We start from the raw sequence: 21,275 nt of genomic DNA on the forward strand, positions 1-21,275 counted from the left end.
ATACAAAACAAACAGTAGTAGTACGAGTTTTCAACTCGTACATTATTTCACGAGTTGAAAACTCGTGCTACATCCTTAACTCACTCCTCGAAGTCTCCGACTTCATGGGTCAGATAAATAACAATCTCAGATTGTCAAGCGGAGAAATACAAAACAAACAGTAGTAGTACGAGTTTTCAACTCGTACATTATTTCACGAGTTGAAAACTCGTGCTACATCCTTAACTCGCTCCTCGAAGTCTCTGACTTCATGGGTCAAATAAATAACAATCTCAGATTGTCAAGTGGAGAAATACAAAACAAACAGTAGTAGCACGAGTTTTCAACTCGTACATTATTTCACGAGTTGAAAACTCGTGCTACATCCTTGACCTTATTAGATGCAGACTAATGGGGAGGGGAAAAGCCGAAGTCCGAAAGCCGAAGACCGAAAGCCGATAGCCCCAACCCTAAAACTCCAACGTCAACTGCTTGCCTACCATCTCGTCGGCAGATGCTAGGTTAGATAATGAGATGCCTAATAGCCTTACGCCCTTTGGAACGGGATATAATTGTTCTAATAATTCAAAGGCTATTTTTTCAAAAAAGGCACTGTCAAAAATAGGAGAGAGGGTCGTCCTGCTCCGTGTGATAATCTGAAAATCATTGAATTTTACCTTTAAGTTTACCGTTCTGCCATAAACATGCGTACGGTCGCAGTATTTCCATACGTCGTCGATAATGGGTTTTAGTCCCGCTTCTAATTCAACGTTGGTTTCTAAATCTCTCCAAAAGGTATTTTCTGACCCTACCGATTTCCTGATTCTTTCAGGATTCACGGGGCGGTTGTCTATCGCACGGGCAATGTTATAATAATATTTCCCTGCCTTCCCGAAGTGTTTGGTCAGAAAAGCTTCGTCGTATTGGCGTAAATCCAGTCCCGTGAAAATATTCATTTTGTTCATTTTATCGGCCGTTACCCTGCCTATGCCATGAAAACGATATACTTCTAATTGCTCTACAAATTTTTCGCCTTGCTTAGGTTTTATGACAAACAGTCCATCAGGCTTTTTATAGTCGGATGCCAATTTGGCTAAGAATTTATTATACGATACCCCCGCGGAGGCCGTCAGCTGTGTTTTCTCCTTGATTTTTGCCCTAATTTCTATGGCTATTTCTGTGGCAGATTCCATGCCTTTTAGGTTTTCGGTAACATCTAAATAGGCTTCGTCTAGCGAGAGTGGTTCTATCAGATGGGTATATTCCGCAAAAATCTCTCTGATTTGCTTGGAAACAGTCTTATAACTTTCAAAACGGGGTTTGACAAAAATCAAATTAGGGCATTTTCGTGCTGCCATCATCGACGACATCGCTGAACGTACGCCAAACTTACGAGCTTCATAACTGGCTGCTGCCACCACGCCACGCTCACGCGAGCCACCCACTGCGACGGGTTTTCCACGCAAGGCAGGGTTGTCTCTTTGCTCTACAGAAGCATAGAAGGCATCCATATCAATATGAATTATTTTTCGTATGTTTGTTTCGGGCATTGGATGAAAGACTTTAGGACTTTAGGACACTAGACTTTAAGACGCTAGATACAAGACTTTGAATATTGATTTTTGGACTTGTAGGTGTTAGACGTAAGATAGAAGACGTTAAACTTTGAACTTAACAAATCACTAACTCACTCATTCACAACTAAAAACTCACTAACTCGCAACTAAAAAAATCACTCATTCACAATTCACTCATTAAAAAAAATCACTCATTCACTCATTAAAAAAAATGTCTCTCGACCAATTACTTAAACAAGATTTCAGTCCAGAATTCCAATTCCAAGCCTCTAGAAGTGGCGGAGCTGGTGGACAGAATGTTAATAAGGTTTCTACCAAGATAGAACTCCGATTCAATATAATCAATTCCGTTTTATTAGACGAAATTCAGAAAAATACGCTTCAAGAAAAACTTAAAAACCAAATTAATGCTGAGGGTGAACTAATCATTGTTTCACAAGAAGAACGTACTCAACTACGAAACAAACATTTGGCGATTAAAAAGTTTATGGATATACTGAAAAAGGCATTATTTGTTCCCAAAAAACGGAAAGCTAGTCAACCTACTTTGGCTTCTAAAATGGATAGACTCAAAACCAAAAAAATCGCCTCTATCAAAAAAGTGAATAGAAGAGGGATTTCTTTTGAGGAATAGGGGGCTGAATTTGAAAATATACTTAATTTGAAGATTTGAGAATTTGAAGATTTGAAAATATATCTAATTTAAGGATTTGAAGATTTGGTAATTAATTCTTATAAATATTACTATTTCAATTTAAAGATTAGAATAAGTTCAATCCTTCTTACATTCTTTTTATTAATATTTTCAAATCTTCAAATTTCCAAATCTTCAAATTAACTATTTAATCCCTATTTTTGCACCTTAAAACAGACACAAATGCTTACTCCAAAATCTCAAGGATACTTTTTTCCTGCCGAATGGCATCCACACGTAGCAACTTGGCTTACTTTCCCGCATAACGACCACTCTTGGCAAGGTGACAAACTAGCCAAAATGTACCCACAATATTTTAACTTTATCAAGGCGATTGCTAAAGGTGAAAAGGTTTGCTTGAATGTAAACGACGGAACCCTTAAATCGTTTATTTTGAATGAATTACCGAAATACGATATTGAACTTTCGCAAATAGAAATATTAGTAAACCCCACCAACGATGCTTGGTGCAGAGACCACGGTCCTGCATTTTTGATTAATCCCGAAACCAAACAACGCATGATTGTGAATTGGGGATACAACGCTTGGGGCGGAAAATATCCTCCATTTGATGATGATAACAATTTGCCTACCAAAATTGCCGAATACCGTGGCTTGAATAGTGTAACACCGGGTATTATTATGGAAGGCGGGTCGGTAGAATTTAACGGAGCAGGAACAGTACTTACCAGTCGCTCATGTTTGTTGAACCCTAATAGAAACCCCCATCTGAATCAAACCCAAATAGAACAATATTTATGCGATTTCTACGGACAAGAACAGGTGTTATGGGTAAATGATGGCATAGTAGGGGATGATACCGACGGTCATGTGGATGATACCGTTCGTTTTGTCAATGCCGATACCGTAGTTGCGGCTGTTGAATACGATAAAAACGATGATAACTACGAAGTATTGAACGATAATTTGCAGTTGTTAAAACAGATGCGTTTGGTAAATGGCAAACAACTGAATGTTGTAGAATTACCAATGCCCTCAGCAGTAGTGATTGATGAGTTCAGAACACCAGGCTCGTATGCTAACTTCTTGATAACCAATGCTGGCGTAATCGTTCCGACGTACCAATGTAAAAATGATGAGGTAGCGTTAGATATTCTGTCAGGACTTTTTACAGACCGCCCAGTAATTGGTTTAGATGCGACTGACATTATTTGGGGACAAGGCAGTTTTCACTGTTTGTCTCAGCAAGAACCAGCAGTATAGAAAATAATAAAAACAAACGTAGGGGTGAATGGTATTCATCCTTGTCGTTTATTTGTTATTCGTTCGTCAAAAGGTCGTATGTATGCAATACGACCCTACATTTTTTTAAATATAAGTCTATCACTAATTAATAAACGCTACAAAATTTACTAACTGCTTGTTCTTCAAAAATCATTGTTTCTCTACAGAAACATAATCCTGATAAAGGCAGCGTAAGTTATTAAACCATGAAAAAAACACTATTACTTTTTACGCTTATTGCAGGTTTTACACAATCAATAAAAGGACAAACGCAAACAGCATTAACCTCTGTCCCAGTCCCAGTACACGAATTTATGCTTTTCAACATAGACCCCATGTCTGTTTCAATGGGTTATGGAGGAATGGCTCTTTTTACCGACGAAACAGCTACCTATCTCAACCCTGCCATGTTGGTACATTCACCTAATAGAAGCGGTTTCTTTTTAATTGGGGCGAAGTGGCTACCTAATGATATGTATATCTTGAGAGCAGGGGGATATTATCAATTGAACGAAAAAAGTGTCTTATCTAGCAATTTTACTCTTTTTCAAAATGGCATTTTTAACTATGTTGATAATACAGGAGCTTTTAGGGGTTTTTCACCTAAAAGTAGGAGTTGGAGTTGGGCAGTAAATTATACTAGACGATTATCAAACAAAGTGTCAATGGCAGTGGGGATGAAGTATATACATGATAATGTAATGACAATTTCACCATCTACGACTATTGAGATGCTTCCCCTGAATAATGTTGCTTTTGACATCAGTTTGGCACATGTTGATACCGAAGTCTTTAAAAAATTCACTTTCAATTACGGACTTAATATTGCCAATATTGGCGAAAAAGTTAATATTGGTAACAAACAGTATGCTTTTTTGCCGACCAATTTAAAATTCGGTATAGCACCAAGTTATAAGTTGGATGTTAAAAATAAAGTTGCCTTTACAGTAGATGCCGATAAACTGTTGATTCCTACACCAACTGGAAATCATAATAACGATTCGGCCTTGTCTGCCATGTTCAATTCGTTTTCAGATGCCCCTGGCGGACTCAGCGAAGAGCTAAAGGAAATCACATGGTCGTTAGGAATGCAGTATACCTATGATGATTTTTTATTTTTGAGGATGGGCAAGTTTCTTGAATCCAAAGACAAAGGTAATCGAAGCTATACAACCATGGGTGCAGGCGTTGTGATTAGTAAATTAGTAAACCTTGATTTTGCTTATTCAATTGACGATAACGATGGACCAATTGGTAATAAAGCGATACTTACAGTAGGTTTTAACTTTTCTAGGATTGAAAAATGACGTATGACATACGATTCGTTATTGTCAATAATAATTTGTGTACCAACAATAATACATTCGATAAATAGGGTAGGGACGAATTGCATTCGTCCTTTTCGTCGTCCTATTATTCATCCGCCAAAAGGTCGTATGCCATACGACCCTACTTTTTGTGCCTACGATTGAAAAAACTCCATATCATTTTATCAGTATTTATTATAGTACATAATTACGTTAAATAACACCATACAACCACACTATTAATACAACAACCTAAATGAAATTACAAACAATTTACTATCACAATTATGAACAAGGGTTACCCCAAGAAAATAACTATATCCTTGGGCACACCGACGACTCAACTATTATTGTATATCAAGCCTTCAATGATAGGATTGCAAACTATGCTATTGAAAATCAAAAATTTGGGGGACCAGCCTATAGCTTTTCGCGAATGACTTGGATTAAACCCAATTTTCTCTGGATGATGTACAGAAGCGGATGGGCACAAAAAGAAAATCAGAATAGAATTTTAGCAATTGAAATCTCACTTGAAGGCTTTTACAAGCTTTTAGAAGATGGCGTTTTAACACACTTTGATAATATTTATGCTAGCCAACAAGACTGGCAAGAACAACTAAACAACAGTGATGTAAGAATACAATGGGACCCTGACCATAATCTTGCTGGTGATAAACTTAAAAGAAGGGCTATTCAAATTGGTATAAAAGGCAAAGCCCTTGAAGAATTCAACAACCAATATATTAAGTCTATTACAGATATTACCGCTTTTGTTAATGAACAATATCAAACTATTCAGCAAAACGATAAAAACACTTGGATTGAAGTTATCAGCGAGCGTATTGTTGAGGTAAGCCCAGCACTAAAAAAGAAATTAGCTATTCCTGACACATTTATTAGTGATTATATTTTACAACTCATTCAACAATTTGAAACAACAGGAGAGATTGACCATGAAGAATTTGAAAAGCTTTTAAATGATAAAGAACCAAGGGGCGACGAGCGTAGAAAAATGGTAGAATATATTAAGAATTATAAAAACCTTCACTTTTCAAGATACCTTCTTCAAAAAGCCATTGATTTTCGCTCTACTGAAGAAGAAGAAGAAGACATCGACTGTATGAGTGAAGATCTTTTGATGTTTAGCTATTTCGTTAGCAAGAATAAAACAACAATAGATTTTGATTTAATAATGGAAGCTAAATGTATTGATTTTGATACATGGTGTGGTTTCGATGGTGAAATGATTTTTTATACTTTAGGATTTGAAGGAACTAGAAATTATTTGCAAAACAACGTAGAAAAATTTTCACAAAATACCGTTGATTATTTTCTAGGCTTTACAAAGGAATATCTATACGACGAAATAGCTCCCCGAGCATTTTGGTATTTATGGTATTGAACCTCCTCAGCTTGGAGCAAAATATGTAAGGTTATCTCTGATAAAAACACGATGTTATCATCAAGTATATTTCTTTTATACTTTCTTGAAGTAAACATTTATTTTTATTGTATGGAATTTGCAATTCCATAAAAATCAGATACCTTGCTAAAGATTTCCCATATTGCCCGACGATAAAATATGGCTCTGTTATCGTTTCCAAAAACTAGCATCGAAAATTATAATTTTCAATAAACTTTCAAGGAATCAATACTAATGAAGCAACGTTTTTACTTATCATAAACAAAGATAACTAGAAACTTGAAACGCCACCCCGCAGGCGAACCGTTCACTCTTTACTAATTACTACTTATGAAATACTTATTTGTAATATTTGCAACGATTTTTTTTGCATTTTCATCGAACAAAGTTTTTGCTCAACTGCCAGTAAAGCCCCTTGCTTCACAAGAAGAGCTTCTGAAAAGTAGCAACGAAACACTAGCGAAAAACAAGAAACTTGTTTACGATATGTGGCGAGAGTTTTTAGAAGGTGGACACCTTGAAGTGGCTGAGAAATACTTCGATGAAAATTATATGCAACACAATCCGAATGCAGCTACAGGCAGAAAAGCAGTGGTTGATTTCTTTGCAAAATTTACAAAACCACAGCCAATATCAAATACCATCAAAGCATCAGTGGTTGCCATTGTTGCTGAGGGCGACCTAGTGATGATAAGTTTTGTAAGAGAACTGCCAGACCCTAATGATAAATCTAAAAAATACACCACCACATGGTTTGACTTATTTAGAATCGAAAACGGGAAAATTGCAGAACATTGGGATTCTGCTGAAAAAATGAAAATGAACTAGCTATAAAGTCATGAAACGAGTAATTTTCATGAGTATTGCTAGATAGTCGTTTCCAACTAAGTCCTACATCTAAAGACCTTGTCAAAGCTAAGCACTCAATAGTTGTGTATAGTTAATAGATTTTTTTTGCAATTCCATAAGAGATTAATTAGTTAATAAGAATCTCATTTCTCCGTTTGTTACTTGTGCATAATACCGCCCCTTATTATCATACAGTTTACATCTAAAATTCACCGTGATAATAATGTTTGATTCATCAATCTGTTGTACATCTTTTACAGTAAGATATTCAGTTTTAGCATCCTGTACGCCAGTCCAAGTATAGAAGTCAACTACTTGCGTGGGTTCAAATTCCCCAGGGTATTGTGCAAATAACCCGATTTTAAATTTTGTATTAGCAGTCGCCAATTGCTGTTTTTCATTTTCAGCAATACTAATGTCTAAAGACTTCCCCTTTTGAAAAACCTGTTTTATATAGTCAAATCGGCTCGTCATTTCTGGAATCACAGGGGTTTCGATGTAAAAGAAGATAGGTGCTGGTAGAACAGATGAAGAGCCTAACCCACCCACACCTAGTTGTATTAGTTTCCCATTAGCACCCGCTTGATTAGAAGAGATTTGGTTAGATGAATTTGTTACTGATAAATTTGTATAAGCAAAATTTTTGTATGCAATTTGGTTGGTCGAATAGCATAATGATTTGCCATTTATTGTAGCAAGACCATAATAATCAGACAGATTATCAGCACATGAAAATGTCAGAGCTGTCTCATAATAAGGAACTTCTACTAGGTTGTTCTCATGAGAACAACCTAGTACAGTTATTAGATAAATACATATTAATAAAGCCCTCATAAATTATTGAATATGAATGTTAAAATATTGTACCTCACTAATCAAACTTCCGTTACAATAGGCTGATGTTGTACATTTTAAAGTTGCAAATCCAGGGTTTGAATTCCATCTAACTTGTACAAAAGAGCAGTTGTTGCGCTTTGATTAATTAATTTTGAAGTGGAGTATATGATTTTTGATTTAATAAATCATCAATAGTTTGGTCGTGATTCCATTTGTTTTCTTGAATCTTTCGTTGATAGTTATTGAATTCAGAATTAGTATCTCGTTGACATGAAGTTGATAAGACAAGCCAGAAACAACCAAATAAGATGAGTTTAAATAATGTTTTTTTCATGGTAGATTGTAGTTGATAATAATGTGTATAACAAGTATTTTAATTTTGAACTATTGATTTAATTAATAGTAATATTAGCGTTAATTAATACATAAATCAAATATTTTATATTAATTTTTTATCAAAAAATTATACTATTTTTTGATTTTTCTATCAATACAATTGTTACCATACATCCTCCATTAATTGAGTCCTTTACACGATGCTAAGCAAGAATAAGCCTAATTTAATGTCACAAATACAAACACTGGAACAGTATTTAAAGATGATACCCATCCCAATATACGATGGCTGAATACAGAGGTAAAATTGGTTAAATTTTGGAAATGTATTAGGTAATTCTCAAGATTCCAGATAATCAGTAGGGACGAATTGCATTCGTCCTTTACGTCGTCCTATTATTCATCCGCCAAAAGGTCGTATGCAATACGACCCTACAACCAAGTGCATTATTGCTCTTTGTATTCAGTCCACTTTATACCTACTAGATCAAACTTTTTAGTAGTTGTATTAAATTCATAATTTAAGGTATTCCCTTTAAAGCAACCTTTGCTTTCCTTTTCTCTAAAGTCGTAACTGTTACTTATTTCTACCTTTGTTGTGTCTTGTAAGTAATATCCAAACCCAATATTTTTTTCGTTCAATAATGCTTTACATTTTGTATCGTTTTTGTCATTTAATAATGCTGGAAAAATATCGCCAAACAAGTCTTTAATTTTAATCGCTTTTAATTTTCCACTGTCGTATTCAAATGCTGTTAGAATTTCTCCACCATCAATTTTATCTGCTATAACGATATAATGGTTTAGCTTTATTTTATAAATGGACAATGTCCAACTAGCATCCACTACAATCATACTTAGGGTATTAGGGTTTATAGACATTAATGATATATGAGATTCAGTAGTGTCAACAATAAAATTGTTTTGCTTAATTAATTTTACAAATGCTCTTCTGTCATTAGGTTTCCATTCCCAATCAATCATTGCACTATCTGGCAAAAGCGTCAGAATATGCAGTAAATCCTTATGGGTGGAATAATCAACTTTTATAGTATCTGGGAGTTTGTTTTCTGTATTTGAAAATTCCTGAGTAGTTTGCACAGCAGTAGTGTCATTTTCAACCAATGCTTGTTGTTCTTGCTTTTTGTCTTTACAAGAAATCAGTAAGAAAGTAAAAAAAATAGCATAAATTACATTATTCATATAGTCATTATTTATTAGGTAGCATACTTCAATTCGTTTAGTTAAACAAATTAAGAAAAATAACCACATATCAACTATGGGAAATGGTAATAATTCACAAGAAAGTAATCCACTCTATTTTTTTTTACATGCAGCAATTGTTTTTATAATATTCATTCTTTTAACTATTTGGATGAATAATAGTCTCCAAGCTGGAGGTGCAGATATAGGCAGATTTGCATTTCAAGGAATATTATATTTTATCCAAATTTTATTCATTCTTATAGCACATAAAGGCACTCCTAATATCAAACCCGCATTCTTTGGTGCAACAGTTACTTTTATTATCGTTTTTATTTATGAAGCTACGTATTAATACTGGCGTATTTTAAATATTTGCTAAGCGTAAACAATAATTTATTGCTACAAAAAACGGCTCAATGCCTTATAATTAACAAATAATAATCACGACAATGTATCAAAGGCTACATTTTTAAAATATGCTACTAACCGATATTACACTCCAAACATTACTATTACTCTGTTGTTTTGCTTTTTTGGCAGGTTTTATTGATGCCATCGTTGGGGGAGGAGGGCTCATTCAACTCCCTGCCTTATTGATTTTTCTGCCACATTATGCCATTCCTACCATCATGGGTACGCATAAATTAGCCTCAGTGTCGGGTACGTTGGTATCGGCATCGCAATATGTACGGAAGGTAAAGGTGGATTGGAAGGTAATTGTGCCAGCGATAATAGTCACCAGTTTGTTCGCTTTGATGGGAGCTAGGTTGGTTACCTCCTTAGATAAAAACCTACTCAAACCCATTATTCTAGTATTGTTGGTACTTGTGTTGATTTATACTTTCCTTAAAAAGGATTTGGGTACCGACCATACCCCTAAATATGATGGTAAAAAGTTTTTGATAGGAGCATTACTGACAGGTGCTATACTTGGGTTTTATGATGGCTTTTTCGGGCCAGGCATGGGCAGTTTCTTGATTTTTGCCTTTGTTTCTATTTTCGGATTAGACTTCCTTCATGCATCCGCCTATGCTAAAATACTGAATTGTGCTTCCAATATTCCTGCCATCATCTTCTTTATGTCGTCGGGCGATGTACTTTTTCAAGTAGCCATCCCACTGGGCATTGCCAATATTGCAGGCTCGATAATAGGGACAAGACTAGCATTATTAAAGGGCAGTTCCTTTGTAAGAATCTTCTTTCTGATAGTAGTAACGGCCGTTATCGCCAGATTTGGCTATGACATTTGGAAGACAGCCTAAAGGAATATTCTTCATATTACGGTAAATACTGTGCCATCCAGACATTAGCATACCCACAATTGGGGTCGTTGATTACATGTTTCAGTACCTTAAAATGATGTTCATTCAATAGCCTTGCATACTCATGCGAATCTAAAGACGCATGGAATAAGTTTTCGCCACCATTCATGCCCCAAGCTTCGCTATGTTCTGTTCCAGTAGTGAAAAGTAAAATACCATTAGGGTTGAGGTGTTTTTGAAAAAGGGCAAACATCAATGGTTGGTCAGAAGCAGGAAGATGAAAGAAGCTATGCCACGCAATGATGGCATCGAATTGCTTATCTATATCCAACAAACGCATATCTTGTAAAATAAATGTTGTTGACGGGAAGTTGGCCTTAGCAATATCAAGTATTTTGCTACTGGCATCTACGCCAATAACATTGAGGTTTTTACTAATAAGATATTCCAGCATGGGCTTTCCTGTTCCACAGCCTACGTCTAAAACAGTGCCTTCAGCGGGCAAACGCTGTATTAAATCGTCGAGGTAAGGTTTTTCTATTAAACTATCGTCTTTATTTTCAGCAAACCATGTAGCTATTTTATTATAAACCTCATAAACGTTATTTCTTTCTTCTTGTTCCATAGTAATTGAGCGATTTAGTGAATGAGGGATTATCAATAGTAGCACGAGTTTTCAACTCGTACATTATTCCACGAGTTGAAAACTCGTGCTACTGATACTGCCCTTTGCTACGACAAAGTCTCTAATTGACGGAAGATAGGAATCAGAGATTCCCCTTTTTCAGACAAGGTATATTCTACATGCAAAGGCTTTAGCTTGATAACCATTTTATCTAACAATCCTTGTTCTTCTAACTCTTTCAGGGCAACTGCTATCGACTGCTTGTTCGAACCATCTATTTGGCGGAGTAGTGAATTGAAACGGACAGGTCCTTCGAGCGCTTGGCGGAATATTTGTGGCTTCCATTTGCCAGTTAGTATTTTTAAAAGTCCTTCGGCAGGGCAATTATTCTCAGGCTCCATGTTTAAGTTTTTTAGTAGTCAGCTTTTTCTGACTAATTGATTGGTGTTTATATTGTGTTCAACTTTACAGCGAAATTACAACTTTAAAAGATAAAGAGGGCTTTAAAAAGGTAAAAGACTGCAAAAAGCAATCTGAGTGCCATTTTAATAACAACATTTTAGCAACAACTAACTATTGACCTGAGAAATGATTGAAAATAATAATCCACTTTTGTGTGACATCGAAAAAGGGATTTGTGAAATGCCTAACACATATATCACCGACGAACATCAAGATATTACCTCTAAACCTAAAAAACCTGTCAAGATAATTTATTTCACTGATCCTATTTGTTCTTCGTGCTGGGGTATAGAGCCTCAATTACGAAAACTTAAACTCGAATACGGTACGGACATTGAAATTGAGTATCGCATGGGGGGATTGCTACCCAATTGGAATTATTTTAACAGCGGAGGCATCGCAAAGCCCTCTGATGTGGCACACCACTGGGACGAAGTAAGCGAGTATTATGATATGCCTATCGACGGCGACGTCTGGCTAGAAGACCCCCTACACTCATCTTTCCCGCCTTCAGTAGCTTTCAAGGCCGCTCAGCTACAGGACGAAGCGAAGGCTGTGTTGTTCATGCGGAGGATTAGAGAAATGGTTTTTCTAGAAAAGAAAAATATCACTAACTGGGCACATCTTAGCTTGGCTGCCAACGAGGTAGGTTTGGATAGTCAATTATTGAAACATGATTATGAAAACCAAGCCAAAGAGTTGTTTCAAGAAGATTTATCATTGGCTCAAAAACTAGGCGTAAGGGGCTTCCCGACGTTGTTTTTCTCGGATGGTTCACACCAGAAAACACAAACAGTATATGGTTTCAGACCTTATCAAGCTTTTGAAAATGCCATATTAAATACATTTCCGAACGCCACACAATATCAATATGATGCTAGCTGGATTTACTTATTTAATAAGTATCCACGCCTGACGACCCGAGAATTTGCGGAATTAAGTGGCAATACGAAGTCTGACAGCGAAAAATTATTACAACAGCTAACGACACAAGGCAAACTCGGTAGAACAGACATTAAGAACGGGACAATCTGGACTATCAACAAAGATCAAACCCCAACGACATAACCTAATTATGAAAAGATTGAAATAGTTGTACCCTTCATACGTGCTTCAGACCTTCATTGGTTTGAAGCATTTTCGGTTTTTTATGGACTTGCTTTCTAGTTTATCCAACCTCCATACTTTGTAAAATGCGAATCTGTAGTACGAGTTTTCAACTCGTATATTATTTACTTACGAGTTGAAAACTCGTGCTACATTCATCCTTCAATCCTAAAGTCTCAAGCGCTTAGGATTTGTAACACTACATCAAGAGTCGAGGTTGGAAATCTTCCTATTTAATCTTTTGATAAAATTCAACATAAAAGAATAAGTAAGAGCTACTATATTTTTATCTTACGAGAAAGTTACCATATTTGTATATTATTTACCATATTGGTAATTTATTTAGATAATAGTTTGTTATGAGAATAATAACGAAAGGCACCCTAAGAGACTTTTGGATAGAGTATCCAGATAGCGAACAAGAGTTGAAATTATGGTACGTTAAAATGAAAAATGCCAAATATAAAAACGCTAATGATGTTATACAAGATACTCCAAAAACCGACACCGTAGGAAACAACAGAATAGTATTTAATATTTGTAGAAACAAATACAGATTGATAGCATTGTTTCGGTACAAATTACAAACTGTATATATTAGATTTATTGGTACACACAAAGAATACGATAAAATAGAAAATATACGAGAAATTTAGTTTACAATCAGAATATGGAAACATTAGCACAAATCAGGGCTGAACTAAAACCCATCAAAACAAAAGAACAGTATAAGAGCTATCTGAAAATTATAGATAGTCTGATTGATTGTTTAGAGGATAGCCCAGAAGAGCAAGTTTTAGAATTGATTTCAATTTTAGTGGAAAGCTACGAAGCTGAACATTATCCAATTGAGCCTCCCAACGTTATAGAAGCTATAAAACAAAAAATTGAAGAAAAAGGATTAAAAAGAAAAGATTTAGCAATTTACTTTGGAAGCAGTAGTAGAGTGTCGGAGATATTGAATGGCAAAAGACCCTTGACTTTTGAAATGGCTAAAAAAATTCATCATGGGTTAGGAATATCCGCAGAAGTTCTATTTGCTTAATTGTTTTTTTCATTCCCTAGCTTCACTTATGTAATACAACGCCAAGCTAGGGTTGTTTTTGCAAAAACCTACTACTCATCCAGCCTAATGCTCTGGGAGCTACCAAAGAATCTCGTCTACGAATTAGGTTCTTTTTTAAGTTTTGTACTGGGTACATTTCCACAAACCACCATACTCTGTTGGTTTTGTCTTTGTACGCTGCCCAAGCTAAACCTTTTGCATTTTTTGGATATTTGGCAACAAAATTTCCTTCGCCAATGGCATCATAAATGTAGGTTCCTGTGTCTTCTTTTATTGGCTCTGAACGAAGTGTATAATCGTCGTTGAGTGTGAGGAATTTAATGGGATTGCTCCATATAGTTTTGGGTGGTATAGTCCGTACTAACCTTGCTCTTTGGTAGGTAAGTGCTATTTTAAAGTCATTATCCACTTCATACTTTGTTTCATATTCATTATAATCTGCACAACAACCAAAATCAAGAAGCGTGAAAGAACTTAGTTGTTTGTTTTCATCAAAGACTAAGGTTGATAGGTCTTGATAGCCTTGAAAGACTGGTATAAGCTGATTTCCTTTATTTAGAAAAATCTTAACAATATCTGGTTCACTTCCACTAAATCCTGCATAAATAACATCTAATTTCCCATCGGCATTAAGGTCAATAAAATGAAATCGGTCATTAAATTTTTTTTCATCGCTGTAATCTCTCTCTTCATAAGCCAGTGAATCAAAATGAATTTTGATGCTTTCAATATATTTTGTACGTAAGGCTTTAGTAACCTGTTGGTCATATTTAGACCAATCAAGCGTATCTTCATAGACAAAGTAATGGAATGGGTCTATTACCTCTTGGGGTTTCCCAGTTGAATCCGTACCATTAAATGCTACTAAAGAATCAGTGATAGAATTATCATGTTTTTCTGAAGAACAAGAAAAGATTAATAAGGCTATTACTATGATAAAGATTGTAATTTTCATAGGAAATAGAACTTTGTGTATAAAGTATAAATAGCTACAATGGTAATAATAGCCTACAACTAATTAATTTTAATAATAATTGAACTGCTGCCTTTATAAAACTTACCAGCATAATTTTTACACTTGATTTTTAACTTATTAGGTGAAAAATTTACATTTAACATTTCACCACTAATATCTAAATCACAAATAACACAATTATCTATATAGTCAAAAGTTTTATCAGAATTCTTTGAATAAATCTTTAATGGTATCTTAGAAGCAACCTTATAATTCAGGTTTAAAATCTTTAAATTAAAATCATCAAAAATAAATATACTATCGTTTACGACAACAGGATTACAGGCATTTTTAAATGATTGCTTCGAAATAGAGATTTTATGACTAGTATTATCAATAGTAAAGATTCTCCCTATGCTATTGCCGTCTTCACTGTAAAAATCGTACAAGACAAAGCATGTATATTTATCTCTTGAAAATATCTTTGAAATACCTTGTGCTTTCCCTTTCAATATTACCTTTTTAGTTGAGTCAGCAATATTTACATGATAGTCGGTGTCATTAATTTCTTTAAGCTGAATTTTTAAACCAATTTTCTTTAAAAGAATCTCATTATGATCATTTAAAATATAAAGGTCTTCTTTTTTGTAATTTTTAGCTACCGTTAAAACAGTAGATTGCCCAAATACATTAAGGATTGATAGTAGTATAAATAGTATAATACTAATAATGGATATCTTGTTGGTATTTAAAATATTAGACATTTTTATTGTTTGAAAATTACATAACTAGCTCTCAGAAGTATCCTATCTAAAACAGTAGAGGGTTGATAGCCCTATTCAATCAACCACTCGACTTATTTTAAAAGGTAAGTCGAATAGCAAGTATTATAGTATATAAAAGAGGGGAAACTATAAACTCGTCCTAAGATAAGTAACTAGACTTTTTAATGTTTGATTATCATATGGTTTTATCCCACAATCCATATCTTTTATCCCTTCAAAAGAAGTATATGAGCCTGTTGGATGAGTGTTTCTAAAATTTTTACTTTTTAACCAATCCATCAACCATTTATTGTCTTTTTTCTTAATCAAATTAGAGAGTGTTATACTATTAAATCCTTCATTAATATTACCATGACAAGGCAAGCATTCTCTTTTATAAATAATTTGTCCTATCATTTTCGAATTATACCCAGAAAAACAGTCTTTATTAATTTTTAGTGAGGAATAAATTTTCTGAAAAGTAGCATTACTTTTATCTTTTGATAGATATGTCAATTTAATACTTGACTCGGCATTATCTCCGCCAGTAAATAATCCATAAAGTCCTGATTGAGACGTGATTTTTTGTACAGAATATCCATTCAATAAATCGAATTGCTCTTCTACTTCTGCTAAATCTTCAAAATCAGAGATAAATTTACCATGCTCAATAATGAGAGTGTCATTTAGATTATTCCATATTGTAATGCGAGAATCAGCATTTTTACCACCAGTTTTTACCCAATTTTTAGGCACTAAAACTTCATAGCACCCAAAATTTTCATATTCTAAATCTGTTTGACTTTTACAATTAAGCGTATTCAGAATAATAAATGCATAAAGTATATAAATGTACTTCTTCATCATTATTGAGTAGTTGAAATGGTTATCAAGTTATTACTTTAGAAGCGTCTGATTTCGTAGAGTACCAGCGTTACATTTAAGTATTATAATCACTAATAGTTTTCTGTATGTCTTTTGAATTTTCTTTGATATGGTTGTAGAATGAAGCAAAACTTAGAGAAGTACAATAATTTTCTATTTTTGATAGAACTTCCTTCTCTATATTAACATTTAGTTTTTGTAAATAATGGATAGCTATACATGGGTACTTTCCAGTATAGCAAGCAGCAATAACCTCAATTTCAATAGGCAATGTTTTTAAATACTCATCATTTCTTAAAAGACTAACTAGCCAATGCATTATTGTGATTACAACATCGTCAGGTATTTCTGAACCTATAAGCTCCATAGGATAATGATTATGTTCGATAAGATGATAGCCTTTCATAGTTTTAATGTAAAGAGTTAGACAATTAGTGATTTTCATTTATCCGTACCACGAAGTCAGAGACTTCTGTAGTACGAGTTTTCAACTCGTATATTATTTACTCACGAGTTGGAAACTCGTGCTACTGATACCTATAAATTTACTGCTACGCTTAAATCTAAATCTCTGAAGGTATTTATTAAACATACTTTCTATCGCCGTAGTTTGTGTCTTCACAAACTACTAATCCGACGATAGCAGCGTTACATTTAAGTATTATATTCATTAATGGTTTTCTTTGGGGTCGTAGCCGATGCTACGACCAGTTTGGAGTAACTAGTAGTACACTGAATACATCACTTGAAAAAGATATAAAATGCGTTGTATTTTTGCAATGTAACATTGCAGTACGCACTGACGTAATTTAACACTATGCCAAGCGTGGGCATTGCCCATAACTAACAAATGATACGAAAAATGCTAAATAAAGAAATAAACTAATTTTCTGAGTAAATAAATGTATTGTTGCCATGTTTCTTTTTGTTTAGGGAAAACCAATAATTTAATTGAATAGATAATGAATTTGAAGTTACTATGGTTGGATATGCTATACCTGTAATAGGAGAAATATTACTATCTCTTATATCAGAAATACCTAAGTTGTATTTCACATTCACAGAAATTGGCAATTTTAAGTATGACTGTAAATTCAAATCTGCAGCCGCTAAAAATCCCCAATTAAAAGAACTATAGTTTATGATAGTGCCATTTTTACATGTACAAGTATCATTTCCTAAACTCTTCGTTGTTATATAGGGTGTAAGTATCTTGCCTAAAAATACACCTACTCCGAGAGACAGACTTCTAAATTTTAATTTTTTTAAATTGAGTCTTGAATTGATAGATAAATCGGTCTGAATATATGGGAGAATAAAATCATCTTGGTATTGCATATTTGCTACAAATGGATTATTATATTTATCTATATAACCAATCGTTACAAAGTCAGTTTGTAGTTTAATTTTATAGTTTTTATTAACATTTTTGACAACTGCAACCCCAAAAATTGGTCTTATTAATGTCTTATTCGTAAATAACCTATTAGTTTTTCCGTAATAAGAAGTTATTACTCCCAGTTCTGGACTTATTTCCCAACTCGGTTCAATTGTATTTTGTGAGATACCCGTTGAATTGATTGAGAGTACTAGAATTATTAACAAAAATAGTCGGTTTGGGTAGCGTGCTTTTATTTCCATATAAGTTTAGTTTTATCTTAAAGTAGTTGCAAGAATATATTTCAAACAAATATAAATGGAGAATTATATACTTAAAAGGAAAAAAAATATAACATTTCACCCCAAAACACGACAAAGCTTTCGCTTGGCGTAGTCTTAGACTCAATGTCCTCAACTTAAGATAACCCTGTCAAATTATTATACAAAATCCCTATCAAGCTAAATAAGAATTTTGTATAGAAGCAGGCTAAAATGCTTGCAAACAAAACCCTTTATTAAGTAAAGGGCTACATTGTAAAAATGACAATTTCCTTAAGTTGACGACATTGGGTGTAACACTATGCCAAGCGTAGGGGAAAAATATTTATTGCATATTTCGTAATAAATATTTATTTTTAGACACAACTGGACTTAGAAAATAACTGAACAAAGTCAGAGTCATGTGATATAACTACCACAAACTTAAAAGAACATTATGTCTAGCGGTTATACGTAAGTTTAATGACTATTCAATGAGACGACCAAGAGATCCCCCTGCTTTATATTTTTGGAGGTTTAAACCTAAAGAGTATAAATTCCCCTATTATTAAGATGGAGACCAGTAACCATTTCTAAACGGGGCGACACCGAAAAGCCAAATGAGTAGGGATTTTTAAACAAAAAAAATGGAAAAGATAATAACTTTATTGTTGGTAATTCTTCTAACGAGTTTTTGTAATGCTCAGTCTGTGATTGTTAGTGCTTCTGAACCTGATGCAAAAATTATTGTTGATGGTCAAAATTTAGGTACGGGTACTTTGAAAATAAAAATACCAAGAGAAACTTGCGTAAATGTAAAAATACAGAAAGTTGGTTTTCTAAAATACGAACAAGTTTATTGTTCTAAAAGAGGAGGTACCGTTCCCCCTAAACAACAGTTTTTTGAAATGAAAAAGGATGATGCTGAAGAAGCGTCAATTAAGACAGACCAAGCAAACGTCGACTTTTCAGTTATTGTAAATGATAAATTTAATACTTCAGAAAGCTGGAAACTTACGACACAAATTGTGACGGATTACTTTGACGCTATAGAAGTTAGTGATAAAGAAACTTCTTATTTACGGACAGCATGGAGTATTCAATCGTTTGAACAGAATACTATTAGAACAAGATTAATTATTAAATTAGCCAATTCTAGCCCTCTGACCTTCAAGGTAAAACTCGTTAGCGAGTATTCTGGTATTGCTGGGACAAGTGTCAAAGCAGATGAACAATTTAGAGAATGGGATAGGATATTAAGAAAGTATCAGAATATAATAAGTGACTTCAATACTCGATTGGGAGGTAAATAAGAAAAGAGAGAGATTTTGCAAGATGAAAAATCAGACCACAACAAGCTAGTCTTTATTTTTTTGACTTAAACCCTAAAAAATATGCAGTTTCAAACTATACATACTTTGTAATTACAGATATTTTTCGCCTTTGTTAGTGATAATTCTAACGAGGGCGAAAACTAAATATAAACTCTAATGAAAAAAATAATTTTCCTCATTTTAAGCTATATAGCCTTTTCTTTTACCACTAATGCTCAAAGTCGTTTCGGCATAAAAGCTGGTGCTAACTTCGCCAACCTTACATTTTCTTCGGGAGGAGTTTCTTCTACGATGAATTCAATTACAGGTGCTAATATTGGAGTTACATTTGAAACAAGACTCTCTGACAGGTTCATATTGAGAAACGATGTACTTTGGTCACAAAAAGGAGGGATTACTGAAGATAGTGGAAACAATATTAAAACTACAATAGATTACTTAGAAGTGCCTTTTAATTTTTTATATGAACCAACATACTACTCTTTCGTAGGCGTTGGTCCTTATGTAGGTTATGGCTTCACTGGAACAATTGTCTCTAATGGAAAATCATCTGAAATGACATTCGAAGATGGCGGATTTAAAAGACTAGATTACGGTTTAAATTTAACTGCGGGCTATGAAGTCTTTGAGGGTTTGGTTTTAAGTGCTAATTATTCTTTGGGTTTTGGAAATATTATTGACAGTAACACAGCAGCATTTAAAAATAAAGTAATTGGAATCTCAGTTACCAAGTTTTTCAAAAGCAAGTAATTTTTCAGTACGTAATGACATTGAGTGTAATACTACGCCAAGCTTAGGCACTGACGGAGTATTACATTCTCCCAAGCATTGGAAAGCCAGTGAATTATGAAAAATAATTAGAAGGCAAACTAATCAATGAAGAATAGTCCGTTTTCCAAATATCAAGTTCGAATAATCTTCCTTGTTTATCTAAATATAAAGAAGCTATCACAGTCGTACCATCTTCGTCTAAGAATAAATATTCACTAATTTGCCATCCAAACTGACGTGCTTCGAATATGATTCCTTCAGGGTATAAGGTAAGGCTTCCCATTCCTCCATCATTCATTGGAGATACTAACAACTTTTCTTCCCAATCATCAGAAATAGTTACAGAGGCTTTTGAAATCAAATGTGCTAAAAGCTTTTCTTCTTTAGGTAAGGCTTTCCTGATATTCATAAAACTGTACTTTGAGTTATTAGTTATATGGTCTAACTTCTGTCCATTTTACTTATTTCTTTACCGACCAATTCAAATCTGAGTCAGTTACCTGAACGAGTGAAATAAAAGCATTGCTTAATACCTGTGTTGTAAAATTTTATATTAATTGATAGCTCCAATAAACGGAAAAGCCTTAACTAAATCTAAAATATGATTTTCTAAATTTTTATCATTAGTCACTTTTTCAAAAAGAATATCAATAGATTTATCTAAATCCGAAATAAAGTCATCCAAGATAAATAAACAAGCATCTGTAACACCTTCACAAGAGAAATTATCAAGATGATTTAAATTATTATCTTCCTTAAAGCCAAGTATAATTGAACGGTCTCTACCACCTTTCTTTTTTGCCTTTTCATCAGGAATAAGTGAGAATGAATGAACAAACCCACACCTTAAAACATGATACATTTGAATGTCCAAATCTTGCTTTTCTTCGGTATTATATCTAAAAGTTTCATACTTTGGATTAACTTCTACCATTATTTCAGATATAAAT

Annotated in this window: 24 protein-coding genes; 12 read left to right on the forward strand and 12 right to left on the reverse strand. The window is 34.0% G+C overall.

Annotated elements, in window-relative coordinates:
* Window positions 1-449: 449 nt before the first annotated feature.
* Complete coding sequence (gene dinB, locus AC07XN_RS11695; RefSeq protein ID WP_494743209.1) at window positions 450-1,529, reverse strand: DNA polymerase IV; 1,080 nt, start codon at window positions 1,527-1,529, stop codon at window positions 450-452.
* A 238-nt stretch (window positions 1,530-1,767) separates the two neighbouring features.
* Here dinB and arfB point away from each other — a divergent pair, with 238 nt between their 5' ends.
* From arfB to AC07XN_RS11720, 5 genes are all read left to right on the forward strand, one after another.
* Window positions 1,768-2,190: an alternative ribosome rescue aminoacyl-tRNA hydrolase ArfB gene (gene arfB / locus AC07XN_RS11700; RefSeq protein ID WP_309923927.1), complete on the forward strand. Its 423-nt coding sequence runs from the start codon at window positions 1,768-1,770 to the stop codon at window positions 2,188-2,190.
* 243 nt (window positions 2,191-2,433) lie between these two features.
* On the forward strand, window positions 2,434-3,474 hold the full coding sequence (locus AC07XN_RS11705; protein WP_494743210.1) for an agmatine deiminase family protein: 1,041 nt from the start codon (window positions 2,434-2,436) through the stop codon (window positions 3,472-3,474).
* 227 nt (window positions 3,475-3,701) lie between these two features.
* Window positions 3,702-4,802, forward strand: coding sequence for a PorV/PorQ family protein (locus tag AC07XN_RS11710; RefSeq protein ID WP_494743211.1), 1,101 nt, complete (start codon window positions 3,702-3,704; stop codon window positions 4,800-4,802).
* Between the two features lie 256 nt (window positions 4,803-5,058).
* Complete coding sequence (locus AC07XN_RS11715) at window positions 5,059-6,207, forward strand: DUF4291 domain-containing protein (protein ID WP_494743212.1); 1,149 nt, start codon at window positions 5,059-5,061, stop codon at window positions 6,205-6,207.
* Window positions 6,208-6,558: 351 nt separating this feature from the next.
* Window positions 6,559-7,056, forward strand: coding sequence for a nuclear transport factor 2 family protein (locus tag AC07XN_RS11720; RefSeq protein WP_309923936.1), 498 nt, complete (start codon window positions 6,559-6,561; stop codon window positions 7,054-7,056).
* 144 nt (window positions 7,057-7,200) lie between these two features.
* On the opposite strand, the gene AC07XN_RS11725 is transcribed toward AC07XN_RS11720, so the two are convergent.
* Both AC07XN_RS11725 and AC07XN_RS11730 read right to left on the reverse strand, forming a co-directional pair.
* Window positions 7,201-7,911 carry a hypothetical protein gene (locus AC07XN_RS11725; RefSeq protein WP_494743213.1) on the reverse strand — a complete coding sequence of 237 codons (711 nt, stop codon included), beginning with the start codon at window positions 7,909-7,911 and terminating at the stop codon, window positions 7,201-7,203.
* A gap of 786 nt (window positions 7,912-8,697) precedes the next feature.
* A complete protein-coding gene (locus AC07XN_RS11730; RefSeq protein ID WP_494743214.1) occupies window positions 8,698-9,453 on the reverse strand; it encodes a hypothetical protein in 756 nt (251 codons plus the stop codon).
* A 172-nt stretch (window positions 9,454-9,625) separates the two neighbouring features.
* Here AC07XN_RS11730 and AC07XN_RS11735 point away from each other — a divergent pair, with 172 nt between their 5' ends.
* Window positions 9,626-9,808, forward strand: coding sequence for a hypothetical protein (locus AC07XN_RS11735; protein WP_494743215.1), 183 nt, complete (start codon window positions 9,626-9,628; stop codon window positions 9,806-9,808).
* Between the two features lie 124 nt (window positions 9,809-9,932).
* A complete protein-coding gene (locus AC07XN_RS11740; RefSeq protein ID WP_494743216.1) occupies window positions 9,933-10,718 on the forward strand; it encodes a sulfite exporter TauE/SafE family protein in 786 nt (261 codons plus the stop codon).
* A gap of 16 nt (window positions 10,719-10,734) precedes the next feature.
* Here AC07XN_RS11740 and AC07XN_RS11745 read toward each other — a convergent pair whose 3' ends face one another.
* Entirely contained in the window at window positions 10,735-11,343 is a 609-nt protein-coding gene (locus tag AC07XN_RS11745) for a class I SAM-dependent DNA methyltransferase (protein ID WP_494743217.1), read from the reverse strand.
* A gap of 107 nt (window positions 11,344-11,450) precedes the next feature.
* Window positions 11,451-11,744 carry a winged helix-turn-helix transcriptional regulator gene (locus tag AC07XN_RS11750; protein ID WP_309923946.1) on the reverse strand — a complete coding sequence of 98 codons (294 nt, stop codon included), beginning with the start codon at window positions 11,742-11,744 and terminating at the stop codon, window positions 11,451-11,453.
* A gap of 187 nt (window positions 11,745-11,931) precedes the next feature.
* On the opposite strand from AC07XN_RS11750, the gene AC07XN_RS11755 reads away from it, so the two are divergent.
* The 3 genes from AC07XN_RS11755 (at window position 11,932) to AC07XN_RS11765 (ending at window position 13,957) form a co-directional block, all read left to right on the forward strand.
* The gene (locus tag AC07XN_RS11755; protein ID WP_494743218.1) at window positions 11,932-12,873 is read left to right on the forward strand and encodes a DsbA family protein; all 942 of its coding nucleotides are present in this window, start codon (window positions 11,932-11,934) and stop codon (window positions 12,871-12,873) included.
* A gap of 398 nt (window positions 12,874-13,271) precedes the next feature.
* Complete coding sequence (locus AC07XN_RS11760) at window positions 13,272-13,568, forward strand: type II toxin-antitoxin system HigB family toxin (RefSeq protein WP_494743219.1); 297 nt, start codon at window positions 13,272-13,274, stop codon at window positions 13,566-13,568.
* Window positions 13,569-13,582: 14 nt separating this feature from the next.
* Complete coding sequence (locus AC07XN_RS11765) at window positions 13,583-13,957, forward strand: helix-turn-helix domain-containing protein (protein ID WP_494743220.1); 375 nt, start codon at window positions 13,583-13,585, stop codon at window positions 13,955-13,957.
* 46 nt (window positions 13,958-14,003) lie between these two features.
* Here the strand turns inward: AC07XN_RS11765 and AC07XN_RS11770 are convergent, their stop codons facing one another.
* The 5 genes from AC07XN_RS11770 to AC07XN_RS11790 form a co-directional block, all read right to left on the reverse strand.
* Entirely contained in the window at window positions 14,004-14,933 is a 930-nt protein-coding gene (locus AC07XN_RS11770) for a hypothetical protein (protein WP_494743221.1), read from the reverse strand.
* A 59-nt stretch (window positions 14,934-14,992) separates the two neighbouring features.
* The gene (locus tag AC07XN_RS11775) at window positions 14,993-15,697 is read right to left on the reverse strand and encodes a hypothetical protein (protein WP_494743222.1); all 705 of its coding nucleotides are present in this window, start codon (window positions 15,695-15,697) and stop codon (window positions 14,993-14,995) included.
* 147 nt (window positions 15,698-15,844) lie between these two features.
* Window positions 15,845-16,564, reverse strand: a complete 720-nt coding sequence (locus AC07XN_RS11780; protein ID WP_494743223.1) for a hypothetical protein — start codon at window positions 16,562-16,564, stop codon at window positions 15,845-15,847.
* A 73-nt stretch (window positions 16,565-16,637) separates the two neighbouring features.
* Complete coding sequence (locus tag AC07XN_RS11785; protein ID WP_494743224.1) at window positions 16,638-16,988, reverse strand: hypothetical protein; 351 nt, start codon at window positions 16,986-16,988, stop codon at window positions 16,638-16,640.
* 476 nt (window positions 16,989-17,464) lie between these two features.
* Window positions 17,465-18,223, reverse strand: a complete 759-nt coding sequence (locus AC07XN_RS11790; protein ID WP_309923953.1) for a hypothetical protein — start codon at window positions 18,221-18,223, stop codon at window positions 17,465-17,467.
* Between the two features lie 644 nt (window positions 18,224-18,867).
* On the opposite strand from AC07XN_RS11790, the gene AC07XN_RS11795 reads away from it, so the two are divergent.
* Both AC07XN_RS11795 and AC07XN_RS11800 read left to right on the forward strand, forming a co-directional pair.
* Complete coding sequence (locus AC07XN_RS11795) at window positions 18,868-19,533, forward strand: hypothetical protein (protein WP_309923956.1); 666 nt, start codon at window positions 18,868-18,870, stop codon at window positions 19,531-19,533.
* Between the two features lie 177 nt (window positions 19,534-19,710).
* Complete coding sequence (locus tag AC07XN_RS11800; RefSeq protein WP_309923958.1) at window positions 19,711-20,304, forward strand: porin family protein; 594 nt, start codon at window positions 19,711-19,713, stop codon at window positions 20,302-20,304.
* 94 nt (window positions 20,305-20,398) lie between these two features.
* Here the strand turns inward: AC07XN_RS11800 and AC07XN_RS11805 are convergent, their stop codons facing one another.
* Entirely contained in the window at window positions 20,399-20,734 is a 336-nt protein-coding gene (locus tag AC07XN_RS11805; RefSeq protein ID WP_494743225.1) for a DUF6984 family protein, read from the reverse strand.
* 144 nt (window positions 20,735-20,878) lie between these two features.
* Window positions 20,879-21,275 (reverse strand): hypothetical protein (locus AC07XN_RS11810; RefSeq protein WP_494743226.1); only part of this gene is annotated, 397 nt, incomplete at its 5' end.

This window comes from Arcicella sp. GW458-12-2-14-TSB2 (genome assembly GCF_059423785.1).

Bases quoted from the DNA above. Each gene is read 5' to 3' on its own strand.
- dinB (WP_494743209.1), bottom strand. From the start codon at position 1,529: ATGCCCGAAACAAACATACGAAAAATAATTCATATTGATATGGATGCC.
- arfB (WP_309923927.1), top strand. From the start codon at position 1,768: ATGTCTCTCGACCAATTACTTAAACAAGATTTCAGTCCAGAATTCCAA.
- AC07XN_RS11705 (WP_494743210.1), top strand. From the start codon at position 2,434: ATGCTTACTCCAAAATCTCAAGGATACTTTTTTCCTGCCGAATGGCAT.
- AC07XN_RS11710 (WP_494743211.1), top strand. From the start codon at position 3,702: ATGAAAAAAACACTATTACTTTTTACGCTTATTGCAGGTTTTACACAA.
- AC07XN_RS11715 (WP_494743212.1), top strand. From the start codon at position 5,059: ATGAAATTACAAACAATTTACTATCACAATTATGAACAAGGGTTACCC.
- AC07XN_RS11720 (WP_309923936.1), top strand. From the start codon at position 6,559: ATGAAATACTTATTTGTAATATTTGCAACGATTTTTTTTGCATTTTCA.
- AC07XN_RS11725 (WP_494743213.1), bottom strand. From the start codon at position 7,911: ATGAGGGCTTTATTAATATGTATTTATCTAATAACTGTACTAGGTTGT.
- AC07XN_RS11730 (WP_494743214.1), bottom strand. From the start codon at position 9,453: ATGAATAATGTAATTTATGCTATTTTTTTTACTTTCTTACTGATTTCT.
- AC07XN_RS11735 (WP_494743215.1), top strand. From the start codon at position 9,626: ATGAATAATAGTCTCCAAGCTGGAGGTGCAGATATAGGCAGATTTGCA.
- AC07XN_RS11740 (WP_494743216.1), top strand. From the start codon at position 9,933: ATGCTACTAACCGATATTACACTCCAAACATTACTATTACTCTGTTGT.
- AC07XN_RS11745 (WP_494743217.1), bottom strand. From the start codon at position 11,343: ATGGAACAAGAAGAAAGAAATAACGTTTATGAGGTTTATAATAAAATA.
- AC07XN_RS11750 (WP_309923946.1), bottom strand. From the start codon at position 11,744: ATGGAGCCTGAGAATAATTGCCCTGCCGAAGGACTTTTAAAAATACTA.
- AC07XN_RS11755 (WP_494743218.1), top strand. From the start codon at position 11,932: ATGATTGAAAATAATAATCCACTTTTGTGTGACATCGAAAAAGGGATT.
- AC07XN_RS11760 (WP_494743219.1), top strand. From the start codon at position 13,272: ATGAGAATAATAACGAAAGGCACCCTAAGAGACTTTTGGATAGAGTAT.
- AC07XN_RS11765 (WP_494743220.1), top strand. From the start codon at position 13,583: ATGGAAACATTAGCACAAATCAGGGCTGAACTAAAACCCATCAAAACA.
- AC07XN_RS11770 (WP_494743221.1), bottom strand. From the start codon at position 14,933: ATGAAAATTACAATCTTTATCATAGTAATAGCCTTATTAATCTTTTCT.
- AC07XN_RS11775 (WP_494743222.1), bottom strand. From the start codon at position 15,697: ATGTCTAATATTTTAAATACCAACAAGATATCCATTATTAGTATTATA.
- AC07XN_RS11780 (WP_494743223.1), bottom strand. From the start codon at position 16,564: ATGATGAAGAAGTACATTTATATACTTTATGCATTTATTATTCTGAAT.
- AC07XN_RS11785 (WP_494743224.1), bottom strand. From the start codon at position 16,988: ATGAAAGGCTATCATCTTATCGAACATAATCATTATCCTATGGAGCTT.
- AC07XN_RS11790 (WP_309923953.1), bottom strand. From the start codon at position 18,223: ATGGAAATAAAAGCACGCTACCCAAACCGACTATTTTTGTTAATAATT.
- AC07XN_RS11795 (WP_309923956.1), top strand. From the start codon at position 18,868: ATGGAAAAGATAATAACTTTATTGTTGGTAATTCTTCTAACGAGTTTT.
- AC07XN_RS11800 (WP_309923958.1), top strand. From the start codon at position 19,711: ATGAAAAAAATAATTTTCCTCATTTTAAGCTATATAGCCTTTTCTTTT.
- AC07XN_RS11805 (WP_494743225.1), bottom strand. From the start codon at position 20,734: ATGAATATCAGGAAAGCCTTACCTAAAGAAGAAAAGCTTTTAGCACAT.